General features: G+C 56.2%; 17 protein-coding genes. 12 read left to right on the forward strand and 5 right to left on the reverse strand.

Annotated elements, in window-relative coordinates:
• Nucleotides 1–13 precede the first annotated feature (13 nt).
• Complete coding sequence (locus ACOQH0_RS22125; RefSeq protein WP_100165422.1) at nt 14–838, reverse strand: protein bax; 825 nt, start codon at nt 836–838, stop codon at nt 14–16.
• Between the two features lie 314 nt (nt 839–1,152).
• On the opposite strand from ACOQH0_RS22125, the gene ACOQH0_RS22130 reads away from it, so the two are divergent.
• Both ACOQH0_RS22130 and avtA read left to right on the forward strand, forming a co-directional pair.
• Complete coding sequence (locus ACOQH0_RS22130) at nt 1,153–3,183, forward strand: alpha-amylase (protein WP_421511204.1); 2,031 nt, start codon at nt 1,153–1,155, stop codon at nt 3,181–3,183.
• A 242-nt stretch (nt 3,184–3,425) separates the two neighbouring features.
• Entirely contained in the window at nt 3,426–4,682 is a 1,257-nt protein-coding gene (gene avtA / locus ACOQH0_RS22135; protein ID WP_421511205.1) for a valine--pyruvate transaminase, read from the forward strand.
• Nucleotides 4,683–4,686: 4 nt separating this feature from the next.
• On the opposite strand, the gene ACOQH0_RS22140 is transcribed toward avtA, so the two are convergent.
• Nucleotides 4,687–5,142: a 4Fe-4S dicluster domain-containing protein gene (locus ACOQH0_RS22140; protein ID WP_421511206.1), complete on the reverse strand. Its 456-nt coding sequence runs from the start codon at nt 5,140–5,142 to the stop codon at nt 4,687–4,689.
• Between the two features lie 3 nt (nt 5,143–5,145).
• Nucleotides 5,146–5,964, reverse strand: coding sequence for an IclR family transcriptional regulator YiaJ (yiaJ, locus tag ACOQH0_RS22145; RefSeq protein WP_421511207.1), 819 nt, complete (start codon nt 5,962–5,964; stop codon nt 5,146–5,148).
• 225 nt (nt 5,965–6,189) lie between these two features.
• On the opposite strand from yiaJ, the gene yiaK reads away from it, so the two are divergent.
• The 8 genes from yiaK to araD all read left to right on the forward strand — a co-directional run bounded on the left by yiaK (nt 6,190) and on the right by araD (nt 13,789).
• Nucleotides 6,190–7,188: a 3-dehydro-L-gulonate 2-dehydrogenase gene (yiaK, locus tag ACOQH0_RS22150; RefSeq protein WP_421511208.1), complete on the forward strand. Its 999-nt coding sequence runs from the start codon at nt 6,190–6,192 to the stop codon at nt 7,186–7,188.
• Nucleotides 7,189–7,198: 10 nt separating this feature from the next.
• Nucleotides 7,199–7,666 (forward strand): YhcH/YjgK/YiaL family protein, encoded by a 468-nt coding sequence (locus ACOQH0_RS22155; protein WP_421511209.1) that lies wholly within the window; start codon nt 7,199–7,201, stop codon nt 7,664–7,666.
• A 26-nt stretch (nt 7,667–7,692) separates the two neighbouring features.
• The gene (locus ACOQH0_RS22160; RefSeq protein WP_421511210.1) at nt 7,693–8,619 is read left to right on the forward strand and encodes a DUF4862 family protein; all 927 of its coding nucleotides are present in this window, start codon (nt 7,693–7,695) and stop codon (nt 8,617–8,619) included.
• Nucleotides 8,620–8,666: 47 nt separating this feature from the next.
• Nucleotides 8,667–9,986 carry an MFS transporter gene (locus ACOQH0_RS22165; protein WP_042716588.1) on the forward strand — a complete coding sequence of 440 codons (1,320 nt, stop codon included), beginning with the start codon at nt 8,667–8,669 and terminating at the stop codon, nt 9,984–9,986.
• A gap of 95 nt (nt 9,987–10,081) precedes the next feature.
• Nucleotides 10,082–11,587, forward strand: coding sequence for an FGGY-family carbohydrate kinase (locus ACOQH0_RS22170; protein ID WP_421511211.1), 1,506 nt, complete (start codon nt 10,082–10,084; stop codon nt 11,585–11,587).
• Nucleotides 11,584–12,237, forward strand: coding sequence for a 3-keto-L-gulonate-6-phosphate decarboxylase UlaD (ulaD, locus tag ACOQH0_RS22175; protein WP_421511212.1), 654 nt, complete (start codon nt 11,584–11,586; stop codon nt 12,235–12,237). The genes ACOQH0_RS22170 and ulaD overlap by 4 nt, the downstream gene beginning before the upstream one ends.
• Nucleotides 12,238–12,239: 2 nt before the next feature.
• Complete coding sequence (locus tag ACOQH0_RS22180; protein WP_407586485.1) at nt 12,240–13,100, forward strand: L-ribulose-5-phosphate 3-epimerase; 861 nt, start codon at nt 12,240–12,242, stop codon at nt 13,098–13,100.
• Complete coding sequence (gene araD / locus ACOQH0_RS22185) at nt 13,094–13,789, forward strand: L-ribulose-5-phosphate 4-epimerase (protein ID WP_126817142.1); 696 nt, start codon at nt 13,094–13,096, stop codon at nt 13,787–13,789. Before ACOQH0_RS22180 ends, araD begins: the two co-directional genes overlap by 7 nt.
• On the opposite strand, the gene ACOQH0_RS22190 is transcribed toward araD, so the two are convergent.
• Nucleotides 13,790–14,608, reverse strand: coding sequence for a helix-turn-helix domain-containing protein (locus ACOQH0_RS22190; protein ID WP_421511213.1), 819 nt, complete (start codon nt 14,606–14,608; stop codon nt 13,790–13,792).
• Nucleotides 14,609–14,833: 225 nt separating this feature from the next.
• Here ACOQH0_RS22190 and ACOQH0_RS22195 point away from each other — a divergent pair, with 225 nt between their 5' ends.
• On the forward strand, nt 14,834–16,234 hold the full coding sequence (locus tag ACOQH0_RS22195; RefSeq protein WP_421511214.1) for an MFS transporter: 1,401 nt from the start codon (nt 14,834–14,836) through the stop codon (nt 16,232–16,234).
• A gap of 10 nt (nt 16,235–16,244) precedes the next feature.
• The gene (locus tag ACOQH0_RS22200; RefSeq protein ID WP_421511215.1) at nt 16,245–18,194 is read left to right on the forward strand and encodes a glycoside hydrolase family 127 protein; all 1,950 of its coding nucleotides are present in this window, start codon (nt 16,245–16,247) and stop codon (nt 18,192–18,194) included.
• A gap of 55 nt (nt 18,195–18,249) precedes the next feature.
• Here ACOQH0_RS22200 and ACOQH0_RS22205 read toward each other — a convergent pair whose 3' ends face one another.
• Nucleotides 18,250–18,654, reverse strand: a complete 405-nt coding sequence (locus ACOQH0_RS22205; RefSeq protein WP_172701685.1) for a type II toxin-antitoxin system HicB family antitoxin — start codon at nt 18,652–18,654, stop codon at nt 18,250–18,252.
• Between the last annotated feature and the right edge of the window lie 3 nt (nt 18,655–18,657).

The following is an 18,657-nucleotide window of genomic DNA, read 5'->3' on the forward strand; positions in this document are numbered from 1 at the left end:
CGTTTTTTGGGAATTACATATGCGCGGCAATTAAGCGCTGGTTATCCTGGTACATCGCAAACAGATAGTTGTTATAGCGCTGCCCCTGGGTGGAATAACCTTTCAGCTTGTGGATCATCGTACTGGCCGTCACTTCCTGATCCGCTTTACGCAGCTGGGCGCGAGACTTACGGAACGAAGAGTAGGCCGGATGCGTGTTCAGATTCACGACATAGGCATTCACGGAATCTTTGACCGATTCAAACTGCGAGTAGCCTTTCACTTTACCGGGAGCATTGTTACAACGCCCTTTCACGCATTTCATGCCGAAAAGATTGTTGTTATTGCGCGCCAGCTTCGAGGTACCCCAACCGCTTTCAGCGGCGGCCATCGTTGCCACCATGCTGCCCGGAATGATGTCTACACGCTCCAGAAGTGAATTCCACGGCACACGACGCGTGTTGCCATTCCATTTCACCTTGTAGCGTTTTGAAATCTCTTTCAGGCGCGTGCGCTCAGACGGCGACCAGCGGCTATCGTACTGTTTTGAGATCAGCCAGTTACGATCCGCAGTAATCGCGGCATTTTGACTCGTGATGTAAGGCATTACCGTCCGGAGAAACGCTTTTTTCCTTGGTGTTCCGGAAGGGTATTTTCGCAAATCAGGAAGTGAACTACTCTTTGCACTATTGCGAGAATACTCTTGTTTACTGCTAACCTTACTACTTGTCGTCTTTATTACGTGGGCTTTCTTACTCGTTGTATCCGTGTGCGTCTTCGCAAGCACCTCACCCGAAAATGCCGTGGTGAGTAACATGAGTATCGCAGCCCCATATCGTCGAATGGGAGTCGATATCATTAGGTCTCCTGGTCGGATGTAATCATCCCAACACCTTATTTTTTTCACAAATTTGAGAGCGGAATCTCAAATCATATCAAAAATAGTCTTCCAGAGCACGTATAGAAATAGTCCAAATCCGAAACTATGTCACCTGAAACATGCTCACTAAAGCATCAATTCTGAAAAAATGTGTGCGATATCGCAGATAACTGCCTAATTTTGCGCGGGATCACTCATCCCTTCGCGTCCTCCTGGCAGAAACCGTCGGAGGAGGAGTTTTTCCTCAGTACCCGGTGGCACACTGGTCAAAAAAGCCGCGACAGGAAAATGGAATGAAACGCACCGCACTGGCACTCCTGATGTTACCCGCACTGGCACATGCAGACTGGTCATCGCCGGGATTTAGCGCATTTCGCGCGGAAGGAACCGGGGTCTTCACCAGCCAGGCAAAGCTCGCGAAGGGTACCCGTCCTTTAACAGTGAGTTTTGACAACACGTGCTGGCAGCCTACGGGCTCCATAAAACTCAATGAGATGCTGTCGCTCAAGCACTGTGAGGGCACACCGCCTCAGTGGCGGCTATTTCGTGACGGCGATTATCAAATGCGTGTCGATACCCGCTCTGGGACGCCAACCCTGATGCTGTCCATTCAGAGTACAGCGGAGCAACCTGTCGCGAACATCGCCCGTCAGTGTCCAACGTGGGACGGCAAACCTTTGACGCTGGAGGTAAGCAGTACCTTCCCTGAAGGCACGGTGGTGCGTGATTTCTACAGCAAAGAGACGGCGACGGTGCAGAACGGCAAAATCACCCTACAGCCTGCCGCCAACAGCAACGGCCTGCTGCTGCTTGAGCGTGCCGAAACCGACAAGCCCGCGCCCTTCAGTTGGCAAAACGCCACCGTTTATTTCGTGCTGACCGACCGCTTTGTGAATGGCGACCCGGGCAACGACAACAGCTATGGCCGTCATAAAGACGGCATGCAGGAGATCGGCACCTTCCACGGCGGCGATCTCAAGGGGCTTACCGGCAAGCTCGACTACCTGCAACAACTGGGCGTCAACGCGCTGTGGATAAGCTCCCCGCTGGAGCAAATCCACGGCTGGGTGGGCGGCGGAACCAAAGGTGATTTCCCTCACTACGCCTATCACGGTTACTACACGCAGGACTGGACGAAGCTCGATGCCAACATGGGCACCGAAGATGATCTGCGCCAGCTTGTTGACGAAGCGCACAAGCGCGGTATCCGTATTCTGTTTGATATCGTCATGAACCACGTTGGCTACGCGACCCTTGCGGACATGCAGGAGTACCAGTTTGGCGCGCTGTATCTGCAGGGTGATGAGCTGAAGAAAACGCTGGGTGAACGCTGGACGGACTGGAAGCCCGGCGCGGGTCAAAGCTGGCACAGCTTTAACGACTACATCAACTTTAGCGACAAAGCCGCATGGGAAAAATGGTGGGGCAAGAAATGGATCCGCACCGACATTGGTGATTACGACAACCCGGGCTTCGACGATTTGACCATGTCGCTGGCCTTCCTGCCGGATCTGAAAACGGAATCGACGACCCCGTCAGGTTTGCCGAACTTTTATCAACACAAGCCCGACACCGGCGCGAAAGCGATGACGAATTTCACGCCCCGGGATTACCTGACCCACTGGCTCAGCCAGTGGGTTCGTGACTACGGTATCGACGGCTTCCGGGTTGATACCGCAAAGCACGTTGAACTCGACGCATGGCAGCAGCTGAAAGATCAGGCAGGCCAGGCACTGGCAGCGTGGAAAGCCGCCAACCCCGATAAAAAACTCGACAATGCGCCCTTCTGGATGACCGGTGAAGCATGGGGCCACGGCGTGATGCAGAGCGATTATTACCGCCACGGCTTCGACGCAATGATCAACTTTGACTATCAGGAGCAGGCGGCGAAAGCGGTGGACTGTCTGGCTGATATCGATATGACGTGGCAGCAGATGGCGGAGAAACTGCAAAGCTTCAATGTGCTGAGCTATCTCTCGTCACACGATACGCGACTGTTCCGCGAAGGAGGCCAGCGCGCGGCGGAGCTGCTAATGCTGGCGCCGGGCAGCGTGCAAATTTACTACGGCGATGAATCTGAACGTCCGTTCGGCCCAACAGGCTCCGACCCGCTTCAGGGCACACGCTCGGACATGAACTGGCAGGACGTGACGGGCAAACAGGCCTTAACCGTCGCTCACTGGCAAACTCTGGGTCAGTTCCGCGCCCGTCACCCGGCGATTGGTGAAGGCAAGCAAACCACGCTGTCACTGAAGGAAGGCTACGGCTTCGTGCGCGAGCACAAGGGCGATAAAGTGATGGTGGTATGGGCGGGTAATCAATAAACGGCCCCTCACCCTAACCCTCTCCCCACAGGGGAGAGGGAACCGCACGGAACCGCCTTCCCCCCCCTCGCCCCTTTGGGGAGAGGGCCGGAGTGAGGGGGAAACAAACCAGAACGATTCACTACAAAAATCCAAACCCACCCTATAAAAAAACAAATCCGACCACATCACCTGATTTGCACCAGCACGGTGCTAGCGTTATGGTTACCCCCTTTCATAATAAGCCCGACAGATCACCTGCTATGACGTTTTCACTTTTCGGCGACAAATTTACCCGCCATTCAGGCATTACCCGCCTGATGGAGGACCTCAACGACGGGCTGCGCACACCGGGCGCAATCATGCTCGGCGGCGGAAACCCGGCTCAAATCCCGGAGATGACTACCTATTTCCAGAGCCTGCTCGCTCAGATGCTGGAAAGCGGCAAAGCAACCGATGCACTTTGCAACTATGACGGCCCTCAGGGTAAAACCGAGCTGCTGAAACTCCTCGCCGATATGCTGCGTGAAGAGCTGGGTTGGGATATTGAGCCACAGAATATTGCACTGACAAACGGCAGCCAGAGCGCGTTTTTCTACTTGTTTAATCTGTTCGCAGGACGTCGCGCCGACGGCACGACCAAAAAAGTGCTGTTCCCGCTGGCACCGGAGTATATCGGCTATGCCGATTCCGGCCTCGAAGAAGACCTGTTTGTCTCCGCGCGCCCGAACATCGAACTGCTGCCAGAAGGCCAGTTCAAATATCACGTCGATTTTGAACACCTGCATATTGGTGAAGAGACGGGCATGATCTGCGTATCACGTCCTACCAACCCAACCGGCAACGTGATTACCGATGACGAGCTGATGAAACTGGACGCGCTGGCCAATCAGCACGGCATCCCTTTGGTGATCGATAACGCCTACGGCGTGCCGTTCCCGGGGATAATCTTCAGCGAAGCCCGCCCGCTGTGGAACCCAAACATCGTTCTGTGCATGAGCCTGTCTAAACTGGGCCTGCCGGGCAGCCGCTGCGGCATCATCATTGCCAATGAAAAAATCATCACCGCCATTACCAACATGAACGGCATTATCAGCCTTTCACCCGGCGGCATCGGCCCGGCGATGATGTGCGAAATGATTAAGCGCAACGATCTGCTGCGCCTGTCGAATGACGTGATTAAGCCGTTCTATTACCAGCGCGTTCAGGAAACGATTGCGACAATTCGCCGCTATTTGCCGGAAGAACGCTGCCTGATCCACAAACCAGAAGGGGCGATTTTCCTCTGGCTGTGGTTCAAGGATCTGCCGATTACGACGGAACTCCTCTACCAGCGACTGAAAAAGCGTGGTGTGCTGATGGTGCCGGGTGATTACTTCTTCCCGGGGCTGGATAAACCGTGGCCGCACACGCACCAGTGCATGCGCATGAACTATGTGCCTGATCCAGAAAAAATCGAAGCGGGTGTGAAAATTCTCGCGGAAGAGATTGAGAACGCCTGGCGCGAAAACGGTCAGTAAGTTCTTACGCCAGATGATGCAGCCGTTCGGTGCGTAATCTGGCGGGATCAACACAGCTTAACGCGTGGGTCGGGCAAGCCTCAACGCAGGCAGGTCCGCCCTCGCGATGCGCGCATAAATCACATTTCAGCGCCTGCGCATGATCCCCCACCCTCTGTACCTGCATCGCCCCAAACGGGCACGCCACCATACAGCTTTTGCACCCGATGCAGCGCGCCTGCTCAACAAGCCAGGCTCCGGCTGAGCGTCGGATTGCCCCGATTGGGCACACATTTGCACAGGGCGCATCCTCGCACTGATGACACCCGACCGCGGTGGTATAAGAATCCCCTTTCACCACCCGAATGCGGGGAATGAAATCATTTGCGGTGACGAATTCCTGATGCGAAACCGCACAGGCCACTTCGCAAGTGCGGCACCCAATGCATTTTTCCGAATCCGCCATGATAAATCGGTTCATCTGTTACGCCTCGCGCACGTTAAAACCCAGTTCTTTTGAGATAGCCTCTGCCGTTTCACGCAGCGGCTTGAGCAAGTTCTTCTCACCCACCTGCTTCATGCGCGACGTCGACAGCGAAATGGAGATCGCAAACGGCACGCGCCCGTGGATATCAAAGACCGGCACGGCAATGCAGGAAACCCCCAGCTCGTTCTCTTCTTTATCCATCGCCATGCTGCGCTCGCGAATTTCCGCCAGCTCATCATACATCGCACTCAGCTCGGTAATGGTGTTGCGGGTCAAGGGTTGGATCTGTTCCTGATGGCTTTTCCAGTAGCTCGCCACGTAATCCTGATGACCAAACGCCATGTAGATTTTGCCCATTGCGGAGCAGTAGAGCGGCATATGCTGGCCAATATAGGCACGCGTGCGCAGCATACCGGTTGTCGGTTCGAGCTTATAAATCAGGATCGCGTGGTCGTCCTCACGGCTGGAGAAGTTCACCGTTTCGCCGGTGGCAATGTTCAGCGCCTCAAGGTGCGGAGCGGCCACGTGAATGATATTCAGCGACGACAGGGCCTTTTGCCCGACGGCGATAAATTTGGTGGTCAGGCGATAGCTGCCCGCCGCGGGTGCCGGGGTCACGTACCCGCACGACTGTAGCCCCTGCAGCAAGCGGTGCACGGTGCTCTTATTCAGCCCCGCCAGTTCAGATAAGTGCGCAAGCGGACACCCGTTCGGATAGTTGCTGAGGATCTCAATCAGCATCAGGCCGCGAAACAAGCTCTGGCTACCTGCTGGCCTCTCTTTTTCTTGCGTCATTTCGCTCTCTTTCGTGCTCATCAAATGGCTCCTTTTTGTCGCGCCCTGATGGTAGCGCAAAGTGTGGTTCAGTTCACGATCTCAACAGAAAAAACACAACCAATTGATTTTAATCGATTTTGAAAAACATGAATGTCGTTGATCTGGCAAAATTTGATCGCTATATTTGAAATCAGATTTCGCATAGTGAAATTTAGCGATAAAAAAGCACTCGCACTTGCCCCGAAAAAGAACAGGAGAACAGGGATGAAAGTAACCTTTGAAGAGTTAAAAGCGGCGTTCAATCGGGTTCTGCTCGATCGCGGCGTGAAAGCGGAAACCGCAGACGCCTGCGCCGAGATGTTCGCCCGCACCACGGAATCCGGCGTTTATTCGCACGGCGTTAACCGTTTTCCGCGTTTCATTCAGCAGCTTGATGCAGGCGATATCATTCCCGACGCTCAGCCAAAACGGGTGATGACGCTGGGTGCCATCGAACAGTGGGATGCCCAGCGCTCTATCGGCAACCTGACGGCGAAAAAGATGATGGATCGCGCCACCGAGCTGGCGTCCGACCACGGTATTGGTCTGGTGGCACTGCGTAACGCGAACCACTGGATGCGCGGCGGCAGCTACGGCTGGCAGGCGGCGGAGAAGGGCTATATCGGCATATGCTGGACCAACTCTATTGCCGTCATGCCCGCATGGGGATCAAAAGAGTGCTGCATCGGCACCAACCCGCTGATCGTGGCTATTCCCTCTAATCCAATCACCATGGTCGATATGTCGATGTCGATGTTCTCCTACGGCATGCTGGAGGTGAATCGCCTGGCCGGGCGCGAGCTGCCGGTCGATGGCGGCTTTGACGACGAGGGTAATCTCACCCGAGAGCCAGGCGTGATTGAGAAAAACCGCCGCATTCTGCCGATGGGCTACTGGAAAGGGTCTGGCTTATCCATCGTGCTCGACATGATCGCCACCCTGCTCTCCAACGGATCCTCCGTCGCGGAAGTGACCCAGGACAACAGCGACGAGTATGGCGTGTCGCAGATCTTTGTCGCCATCGAGGTTGATCGCCTGATCGACGGCCCAACCCGCGATGCGAAGCTGCAGCGCATTATGGACTTCATCACCACCGCGCAGCGGTCTGATGAAAACGTTGCCGTCCGCCTTCCGGGCCATGAATTCACGCGCCTGCTGGAAGAGAACCGCCGCGACGGCATCACCATCGACGACAGCGTGTGGGCGAAAATCCAGTCTCTGTAAGGAGTGGACCATGATATTCGGACATATTTCCCAGCCCAATCCGTGCCGTCTGCCGCGGGCGATTGAAAAAGCGCTTCATTTTTTACGCGCTACGGATTTCACCACCCTGCCGCCAGGCGTGGTGGAAATTGAAGGTCGCACTATTTTTGCCCAGGTTCTCGACCTGACGACAAAGGAGCCGCACGAGAACCGCCCGGAAGTGCACCGCCGCTATCTGGATATTCAGTTTTTAGCATGGGGTGAAGAAAAAATCGGTATTGCCATTGATACCGGTAATAACGAAATAAGCGAATCATTACTGGAACAGCGGGATATTATTTTTTATCACGACAGCGAAAATGAATCCTTTATCGAAATGACACCCGGCAGCTATGCCATATTTTTCCCGCAGGATGTGCATCGTCCTGCCTGTATTAAGAACAAGGAAACCGCAATTCGTAAAATTGTGGTGAAAGTGGCAGCCAGCGAATTAGATTAATTTTCTGATATATACAGGAACGCGAAATGACCAATACCAGTTTTATTATTGGTGCGTACCCCTGCGCACCCTCGTTTCACCAGAAAGGGGAACAAGAAGAACAAACCTTCTGGCGGGAACTTTCCGACACGCCAAACATTCGCGGGCTGGAACAGCCGTGCCTTGAACATCTCCATCCGTTTGGTGATGAATGGCTGTTCCGCCATACGCCGGGCGACTGGCAAATCGTCGTCACAGCAGTCATGGAAACCATGCGCCGCCGCGGCACAAACGGTGCGTTTGGCCTGGCCTCAGCCGACGAAGCGCAGCGTAAAGCATGCGTAGACTTTTACCGGCATCTGCACAAGAAAGTTAACGCCGTGAACGTCCGTTTTCCTGGCAAAGTGATTGCTCTGGAGATGCAGGCGGCCCCACAGGCGGGCAATGCTTCCGTCGAGCAGGCTACCGAGGCGTTTTCCCGCTCGATCCAGGAAATCGCGGGCTGGGACTGGAACTGCGATCTGGTACTGGAACACTGCGATGCCATGACCGGCCCGGCACCGCGCAAGGGCTTCTTGCCTTTAGCGCAGGTGCTGGAGGTGGTAAAAGACACCGATATCAGCGTCTGTATCAACTGGGCGCGCTCGGCTATCGAGGGCCGTAATACGACGCTCCCGCTGGAACATATTCAGGCCGCACTCCGTGCCGGAAAGCTGGGTGCACTGATGTTTTCGGGCACGACTACCCGCGGGGAATTCGGTGAATGGCAGGATCTGCACGCGCCGTTTTCTTCATTCTGCGCCGACAGTTTGATGTCTACTGAACACGCAAAATCACTCTTTACTGCGGCGAGCGCCGCAACGTTGAAATTCTCCGGTATTAAATTACTGGAAATAAATGCTAATGCTGACGTCAGCCATCGCATCGCTATTTTGCGCGACGGCATTAGCGAAATGAATAAAGCAACACAATAACAATAAAAAATATCCCTATTCCGGTTACATTGACTGAGACAGTAAATATGAACACTTACTCGAATACTCTACAAGCGGACATTCCGCGCCAGCGCTGGCTAAGAATCATTCCTCCTATTCTTATCGCCTGCATCATTTCGTATATGGATCGCGTAAATATCGCCTTTGCCATGCCCGGCGGTATGGATGAAGAGCTAGGTATTACCGCCACTATGGCGGGCCTGGCAGGTGGGATCTTCTTTATCGGCTATCTGTTCCTGCAGGTTCCCGGCGGCAAGATTGCCGTCCACGGCAGCGGCAAGAAGTTTATCGGCTGGTCACTGGTTGCCTGGGCGGTGATCTCTGTGCTCACGGGCCTGGTGACGAATCAGTATCAGTTGCTGGTGCTGCGCTTCTTACTCGGCGTGGCGGAAGGCGGGATGCTGCCTGTCGTGCTCACCATGATCAGCAACTGGTTCCCGGATGCCGAACGCGGTCGCGCCAATGCCATTGTGATTATGTTTGTCCCCATCGCCGGGATTATCACCGCCCCGCTTTCGGGCTGGATCATCACCGCGCTCGACTGGCGCTGGCTGTTCATCATTGAAGGTTTGATGTCCGTCGTTGTGCTGGTGCTGTGGGCGTTCACCGTTTACGACCGACCGCAGGAAGCCCGCTGGATTTCAGAAGCAGAGAAAAACTATCTGGTGCAAACGCTGGCGGCTGAACAGCAGGCCATCGCCGGAAAAGAGGTGAAAAACGCGTCACTCGGCGCAGTGCTTTCCGACAAAACCATGTGGCAGCTGATCGCGCTGAACTTCTTTTACCAGACCGGGATTTACGGCTACACGCTCTGGCTGCCGACCATCCTGAAAGAGCTGACACACACCAGCATCGGTCAGGTGGGCATGCTCGCCATCCTGCCTTACATCGGGGCCATTGCGGGGATGTTCCTGTTCTCAACACTTTCTGACCGCACCGGCAAGCGCAAGCTGTTTGTCTCCCTGCCGCTGATTGGCTTTGCGCTCTGCATGTTCCTCTCCGTGGCGCTGAAAGAGAGTACCTGGCTGGCGTATTCCGCACTGGTGGGCTGCGGGTTCTTCCTGCAATCCGCAGCGGGCGTGTTCTGGACCATCCCGGCGCGTCTGTTCAGCGCAGAGATGGCGGGCGGCGCGCGCGGCGTGATCAACGCCCTGGGCAACCTCGGTGGCTTCTGCGGCCCGTATGCGGTTGGGGTGCTGATCACCCTGTACAGCAAAGACGCGGGCGTTTACTGCCTGGCGGTTTCTCTGGCGCTGGCGTCGCTGCTGGCCCTGCTGTTACCGGCGAAATGCGATGCCGGTGCAGAGCCTAATCCCACGGTGAATCCGCACAAGCGTGCGGCCTGATGCCCTCACCCCAGCCCTCTCCCACGGGGAGAGGGAGAAAACCAAACCGTAGGCCGGGTAAGCGAAGCGCCACCCGGCAATTAAGTGAGATGAAGATGAGTGAAAAAGAGCCCTTCTGGCTGGGTATCGATTGTGGCGGTACTTATCTGAAAGCCGGTTTATACAACAGCCAGGGCAAGGAAATCTGCATCGAGCGCCGCTCCGTTGCCACGCTCAGCCCGCGCGCAGGTTACGCGGAGCGGGATATGCCCCAGCTCTGGCAGCACTGCTACATTACCGTCCCCACGCTGCTCAAACATTCAGGCATCGACGGAGAGCAGATCAAAGGCGTCGGCATTTCTGCTCAGGGCAAGGGACTGTTTCTGCTCGATAAACAAGACCAACCGCTGGGCAACGCCATGCTCTCCTCAGACCGCCGGGCGCTGGAGATCGTGCAGCGCTGGCAGCAGGACGGCATTCCCGAAAAGCTCTATCCGCATACGCGCCAGACCCTGTGGACAGGGCACCCGGCCTCACTCCTGCGCTGGGTGAAAGAGAACGAGCCGCAGCGGTATCAGCAGATCGGCTGCGTGATGATGGCGCACGACTATCTACGCTGGTGTCTGACCGGCGTGAAGGGCTGCGAGGAGAGCAACATCTCCGAGTCCAACCTCTACAACATGAATACCGGGCAGTACGATCCCCAGCTCACGCGCTGGCTCGGTATCAGCGAAATTGACGGCGCCCTGCCGCCGATTGTCGGTTCAGCAGAAATTTGCGGGGAAATCACCCCTCAGGCAGCCGCGCTTACCGGTCTCGCGGCGGGCACGCCCGTCGTTGGTGGACTGTTTGATGTGGTTTCCACCGCGATCTGCGCCGGGCTGCACGACGAACACACGCTGAATGCCGTCATGGGTACCTGGGCCGTCACCAGCGGGATTGCCAATGCGCTTCGCGAAAACGAGCCGTTCCCCTATGTGTATGGCCGTTACGTCCACCCGCAGCAGTACATCGTTCATGAAGCCAGCCCGACGTCATCCGGCAATCTTGAGTGGCTCACTGCCCAATGGGGCGACATGTCATTCGATGAGATCAACCATGCCGTCGCCAGCCTGCCGAAAGCGGAAAGCGAGGTGTTCTTCCTGCCGTTCCTCTACGGCAGCAACGCCGGGCTGGAGATGACCAGTGGTTTTTACGGCATGCAGACGCTGCATACCCGCGCGCATCTTCTGCAGGCCGTTTACGAGGGCGTGGTGTTCAGCCACATGACCCACCTCAACCGCATGCTTGAGCGCTTTACCCAGGTGCAGGCGTTGCGCGTCACGGGTGGCCCGACCCATTCGGACGTGTGGATGCAAATGCTCGCCGACGTCAGCGGGCTGGCGATTGAGCTGCCGCAGGTGGAAGAGACCGGCTGCTCCGGCGCGGCGCTGGCGGCGCTGGTAGGCACCGGCATCTACCCCGATTTCCACGCTGCGCAGCGCACCCTCAAACACGACATTCGGGTGATTGAACCCGACATGCGCGCCCATGCGGCCTACCAGCGCAAATATCACCGTTACCAGTTACTGATTTCAGCACTTCAGGACTATCACGCCCGTATTAAGGAGTACGACCTATGAGCCGACCATTACTGCAGCTGGCGCTCGACCATACCTCACTTCAGGCCGCCCAGCGCGACGTCGCGGCGCTTTCAGATCACGTTGATATCGTCGAAGCGGGCACCATTTTGTGCCTGAGCGAAGGGCTGAGCGCCGTACGCGCCCTGCGCAAACAGTGCCCGGATAAAATCATCGTGGCGGACTGGAAAGTCGCCGATGCCGGAGAAACGCTGGCTGAGCAGGCGTTTGGCGCGGGCGCGAACTGGATGACCATCATCTGCGCCGCCCCGCTGGCAACCGTTGAGCGAGGCCACGAGGTCGCACTGCGCTGCGGTGGAGAAATCCAGATGGAGCTGTTTGGCAACTGGACGCTGGACGACGCGCGCGCGTGGCATCGCGTCGGCGTGAAGCAGGCTATCTACCACCGCGGGCGCGACGCGCAGGCCAGCGGTCAGCAGTGGAGCGAAGCGGATCTCGCGAAAATGAAAGCGCTCTCCGACATCGGTTTGCAGCTTTCGATTACCGGCGGTATCACCCCTGCCGACCTGCCGCTGTTTAAGCAGATCAACGTAAAAGCCTTTATTGCCGGACGCGCGCTGGCAGGCGCCGCTAATCCGCCGCAGGTGGCACAGGCATTCCATTCGCAAATCCGCGACATCTGGGGAGCGTAACCATGCGTCAACATCCGTTAGGTATTTACGAAAAAGCGCTGTCGAAAGATCTCTCCTGGCCGGAACGCCTGGTGCTGGCGAAAAGCTGCGGGTTCGATTTTGTTGAGATGTCCGTCGACGAGACCGACGAGCGTTTGTCACGCCTCGAGTGGAGCACCACGCAGCGCGCTTCGCTGGTTGAAGCGATGCTGGAAACCGGCGTGGCGATCCCGTCGATGTGTCTCTCTGCCCACCGTCGTTTTCCCTTTGGCAGCCGGGATGAAACCGTGCGCCAACGCGCCCGCGAGATCATGACCAAAGCCATCAGGCTGGCGCGTGACTTAGGCATTCGCACCATCCAGCTCGCGGGTTATGACGTTTATTACGAAGAGCATGATGAAGGCACGCAGCAGCGCTTTGCCGAAGGGCTGGTGTGGGCCGTCGAGCAGGCCGCTGCCGCGCAGGTGATGCTGGCGGTGGAGATCATGGACACCGCGTTTATGAACTCCATCAGCAAGTGGAAAAAGTGGGACGACATGCTCGCCTCGCCGTGGTTCAGCGTTTACCCGGATGTCGGCAACCTGAGCGCGTGGGGCAACGACGTCACCGCCGAGCTGACGCTGGGCATTGACCGCATTGCGGCAATTCACCTGAAAGACACCCAGCCCGTCACCGCACAAAGTCCCGGACAGTTCCGCGACGTGCCGTTTGGAGAAGGCTGCGTCGATTTCGTTGGCGTGTTTAACACGCTGAATAAGCTGAACTATCGCGGCGCGTTTCTGATTGAAATGTGGACTGAAAAAGCAAAAGAGCCGGTGCTGGAAATCATCCAGGCGCGCCGCTGGATTGAAGCCCGTATGCAGGAAGGAGGCATGACATGTTAGAACAACTCAAAGCCGAGGTGTTGGCGGCAAACCTGGCGCTGCCCGCCCACCAGCTGGTGACCTTCACCTGGGGCAACGTCAGCGCGGTGGATCGCGAAAGCGGCCTGATGGTGATCAAGCCGTCCGGCGTGGAGTACGACGTTATGACGGCGAAGGATATGGTGGTGGTGAATATCGCCACCGGCCAGGTGGTTGAAGGCAGCAAAAAGCCCTCTTCAGACACGCCGACCCACCTCGCGCTGTACCGCCGTTACCCGGAGATTGGCGGCATCGTGCATACCCACTCCCGCCACGCTACCATCTGGTCGCAGGCGGGCCAGGATTTACCGGCGTGGGGCACAACGCACGCAGACTATTTCTACGGGGCGATCCCCTGCACGCGACGGATGACCACGGCTGAAATCGCGGGCGAGTACGAATACCAGACGGGTGAAGTGATCATTAACACCTTTGAGGAGCGCGACTTAAGTCCGATGCAGATCCCGGCAGTATTGGTGCACTCCCACGGTCCGTTCGCCTGGGGTAAAGACGCTGCCGATGCGGTCCACAATGCCGTGGTACTGGAAGAGTGCGCCTATATGGGCCTGTTCTCACGCCAGCTTGCACCGCAGTTACCGGTTATGCAGCAGGAATTGCTGGATAAACATTATCTGCGCAAGCACGGGGCGAATGCCTATTACGGCCAGTGATCAGCCGGAATTAATATGCTCTTTACAGTACCGCCGTTTCCAGACGGCGGGGGTTAATCCCGTATGTTTTGAAAATATCTGCCGAAAATAGCCCACGTCATTAAAGCCGCAGCGGGTTGCCACTTCGGTGAGAGAGGCAGAGCCATCCAGTAACAGCTTTTCCGCTGCCCTGACGCGCTGGCGATGTATCGCCTCCGTCAGGGTTAAATGGAAAGTCCGGCGAAACACCCGCCCGAGATAATCGGCATTGCAGTGCAATGCTTTTGCCAGCTGCGACGTAGAAAGCGGTAAATGAAACTGCGTGCGAATAAGCTGCTTCGCCTTCCACGCCATCGCCGCACCGGCTTCATCTGCACTGTCCTCATAGCCTGAAGAATGGGATACTTGTTGCAAAATAAGTAATAAAATCATCTCCAGCGCCACGCTTCGCTGTAATTTCTCCTGCTCGCTGAGAAACTGCCGAAATAGCGCAATGACATATTGCGCATCCCTTACGCGACAGTGCTGTTCTATTGCCAGAGGGGCGGCATTGGGTAACGTTGCATCTGGCGTTTCAACCTCGAAATGGAGCCAGTAAAAGCGCAGGTCAGCCGGGAAATCCTCCACGCCGACATGCCGACGGCCCGGCCAGAGAAGTAAACTTTCTCCCGCGTGAACCTCAAAAATACGCTGTTCCTCCAGAATCGTTAATGTCCCTTTTTCGACAAATATAATCTCCCATGATGTTAATTTTCGCGCAGGATGGCGGCCCACGCCCCGGGAGATAAATAACCCGCCATTTTGGACCTTAATCGGAAGCGCTATGGATAATTCAAGCATGGATATTCACCATTCCGCTTTTATTGCCGTTGATATTCAACTTACGCTTTGATTATTAATCAATATTCGAATAACTGTCCGATCGGAATCACATTTTTATCATCAGGTCGGAATCGTCATCTTTTTATACTTTTCCCTTCCCTTGTTGGCCTTTCCGTTCGGTGCAGAATAAATGAGTACCTTGCACAAATACGATAATAAATTCGATTACTGAGGAGTTACTTCATGACTTCCACACCGATTACAGAATCAGACGTGACACAAGGGGCAACAGATAGCCACTTGTCCGTCCGCGAAAAAATTGGCTACGGCCTGGGTGATGCGGGCGGTACGGTGATTACCTGCCTGATCATGAATTTTCTGACCTTCTTCTATACCGATATTTTTGGTCTGACGCCTGCGCTCGTTGGCACGCTCTTTATTGCCTTGCGCGTATTTGACGCCATTTCCGATCCGGTAATGGGCATTATTGCCGACCGCACGCAAAGCCGCTGGGGACGTTTTCGCCCGTGGCAGCTGTGGGTCGCCTTCCCGATTGGGATTATCGGCGTACTGACGTTCACCGTTCCGGAAGCCAGCATGGGGGTGAAAATCGCCTGGGCGTTCGGCACCTATTTGCTGCTGTCCGTTGGCTATACCGCCATCAACGTTCCCTACTGCGCACTGATCAACACCATGACGACCCGTCACAATGAGGTGATCTCCTGCCAGTCATGGCGCTTTGTTCTCTGCGGCGTTGCGGGCTTCCTGGTCTCGGTCGGTCTGCCGTGGCTGGTCGCGGAGCTGGGCCAGGGCAATGCCGCAAAAGGTTACCAGCTTGGCGTTGGGGTGCTGTGCGCTGTCGCCGTGGTGATGTTCCTGTGCTGCTTCTTCTGGGTACGCGAGCGCGTCCCGCTGGCGCTGATGGGCAAATTCACCCTGCGTGAGCATCTGGCCGGTTTGCGTAAAAACGATCAGCTGCTGCTGATGCTGGTGATGTCGTTCCTGCTGATCAATGTCTTCAATATTCGAGGCGGCGGATATATGTACTTCATCACCTACGTGCTGCAGGGCAGTACCGCCTATACCTCGCTGTTTTTCACCATGGTGACCTTTGCCGCCATTCTGGGCGCGGTGATCGTCAGCCCGCTGTCGCGCCGTATTGATACCGTCAAACTCTACTATTACACCAACCTGGTCCTCGCCGCGCTCGCGGCGGGAATGTGGTTCCTGCCAGGCGGCCCGGCGTACCAGACCCTCTGGCTGATCGTCATTTTGAGCAACGGCGTCATCCTCGGGTTTACCCTGCCGCTGCACTTCTCGCTGATGGCGTTTGCCGACGACTACGGCGAGTGGAAAACCGGCGTGCGTTCGTCGGGGATGAACTTCGCCTTCAACCTGTTTTTCATCAAGCTTGCGTGGGCGTCCAGCGCCGGGATCATCAGCCTGGTGTTTATCACTGTCGCCTACCAGCCAGGCGCGGGCAATCAGACGCCTGCTTCACTGCAGGGCATCACCGCCATGGAGACGCTGCTGCCTGCCCTTTTTCATCTGCTGCTGGCTGTCTCTATCCGCTGGTGCAGACTCAACAACCCTATGATGTCGCGCATTGCAACCGACCTGCGCCAGCGTCACATACCCTCCTGAGGAGAACACGATGTCCATTATGGAAGCCGACCTGCATAAACTGAAAATTAACGACCCGTTTCTCGGACAGTATCAACGGCTGGTGCGTGAGGTGGTGATCCCCTACCAGTGGGATGCGCTAAACGACCGCGTGACGGAAGCCGAACCCAGCCACGCCATCACCAACTTCCGCATTGCGGCGGGCCTGGAGCAAGGCGATTTCTACGGCATGGTATTTCAGGACAGCGACGTCGCGAAATGGCTCGAAGCCGTGGCGTGGTCGCTGTGCCAGAAACCGGATGCTGAACTGGAAAAAACCGCCGACGAGGTGATTGCGCTGGTCGCGGCGGCGCAATGTGACGATGGCTATCTCAACACGTACTTTACGGTGAAAGCGCCCAACGAGCGCTGGACGAATCTGGCCGAATGCCACGAGCTGTACTGCGCCGGGCATATGATTGAAGCGGGCGTGGCGTATTTCCAGGGCACAGGGAAACGCCATCTGCTGGATGTTGTCTGCAGGCTAGCGGACCATATTGACAGCGTGTTTGGCCCCGGCGAAAACCAGCTACACGGTTATCCGGGCCACCCGGAAATCGAGCTGGCGCTGATGCGGCTTTACGACATCACGCAGGAGCCCCGCTATCTCACGCTGGTGAAATATTTCATCGAACAACGCGGTGTGCAGCCTCACTTTTATGATATCGAATACGAGAAACGCGGCAGAACATCATACTGGAACACCTATGGCCCTGCCTGGATGGTCAAGGACAAAGCCTACAGCCAGGCGCATCAGCCGCTTTCTGAACAACAAACGGCCATCGGCCACGCGGTGCGTTTTGTCTACCTGATGGCGGGCATGGCGCATCTGGCGCGCCTGAGCCATGACGAGGGTAAACGGCAGGACTGTCTGCGGCTGTGGAAAAATATGGCGCAGCGCCAGCTGTACATTACCGGTGGAATCGGCTCGCAAAGCAGCGGCGAGGCGTTCAGCAGCGATTACGATCTGCCCAACGATACGGTGTATGCCGAAAGCTGTGCCTCCATCGGTCTGATGATGTTTGCTCGCAGGATGCTGGAGATGGAGGCCGACGGCCACTACGCCGACGTGATGGAGCGCGCGTTATACAACACGGTGCTTGGCGGCATGGCGCTGGACGGAAAACACTTCTTCTATGTGAACCCGCTGGAAGTGCACCCGAAAACGCTGGCGTTCAACCATATCTTCGATCACGTGAAACCCGTCCGCCAGCGCTGGTTTGGCTGCGCCTGTTGCCCGCCGAATATCGCCCGGGTGCTGACCTCGCTGGGGCACTACATTTATACCGTCCGCCAGGATGCGCTTTTTATTAACCTTTACGTGGGCAACGATGTCGCCATTCCGGTTGGCGACGAAACCCTGGCGCTGCGAATTAGCGGTAACTATCCGTGGCATGAACAGGTAAAAATCGACATTACCTCGCCTGCTCCCGTCACGCATACGCTCGCCCTGCGGCTGCCGGACTGGTGTGCCGCGCCTGACGTTTTATTAAATGGTGAAGCGGTAACGGGCAAGATCTCCCGTGGATACCTTTATCTGACCCGCAGCTGGCAGGAGGATGACGTCATAACGCTAACGTTACCTATGCCGGTTCGCCGGGTGTATGGCAACCCACAGGTCCGCCAGCAGGCGGGGAAAGTCGCCCTGCAGCGCGGACCGCTGGTTTACTGCCTGGAAGAGGCCGATAACGGTGCCAATCTTCATCACCTTTCTCTGCCTGGAAACAGCGAGTTCAGGGTCTTTGAAGGGAAAGGGATTTTCGCGCACAAGATGCTGATACAGGCAGAGGGGATTGGGTGTCACATGAAGGACACGGATGCGCTGTGGCAGTACGATCGCTCGCCGGTACAACGTCAGCCCCAGACGCTGACCTTTATTCCCTGGTTTAGCTGGGCTAACCGGGGAGAAGGGGAAATGCGGATATGGGTGGATGAAGGCTGAATATCTGCGGCCTGTTGCCCTCACCCCACCCCTCTCCCACGGGAGAGGGTGAACGCTACGGCAGCACGCGACGTGCTGCCTCAGCCAGAAATGCGCTTCGATTACCGAACTGAGGATGCTCGCTGACATAGGAATCAATCTTTACCAGCAAACGTCGAGGCATCGTGATGTTGATACGCTCGGCCCTGCCGTCGAACTGTTTCATATTAATATCCACCAACAGCCATTGCCCGCCGGTGAAATCCTCAGGACAACTTTCCAAATGCGCTTCCACATTACCCGGAAGAGGTAGTGCATCATCCATTTCAAACAGCGCTTCGAAGTGCGCGGTGAGCGCATCACGTGCATCCTGAAAAGCGTCGTCCAGGGAATCACCTGCAAAAAAGCAGCCTGGAACGTCAGGGAAAAAGCCGCTGGCGCTACCGTCGGAGTCAGAATGAATGTAAGCCGGATAAAACATAAC

It is taken from the genome of Enterobacter sp. JS8-1 (assembly GCF_049187015.1).
GTDB lineage: Bacteria > Pseudomonadota > Gammaproteobacteria > Enterobacterales > Enterobacteriaceae > Enterobacter > Enterobacter mori.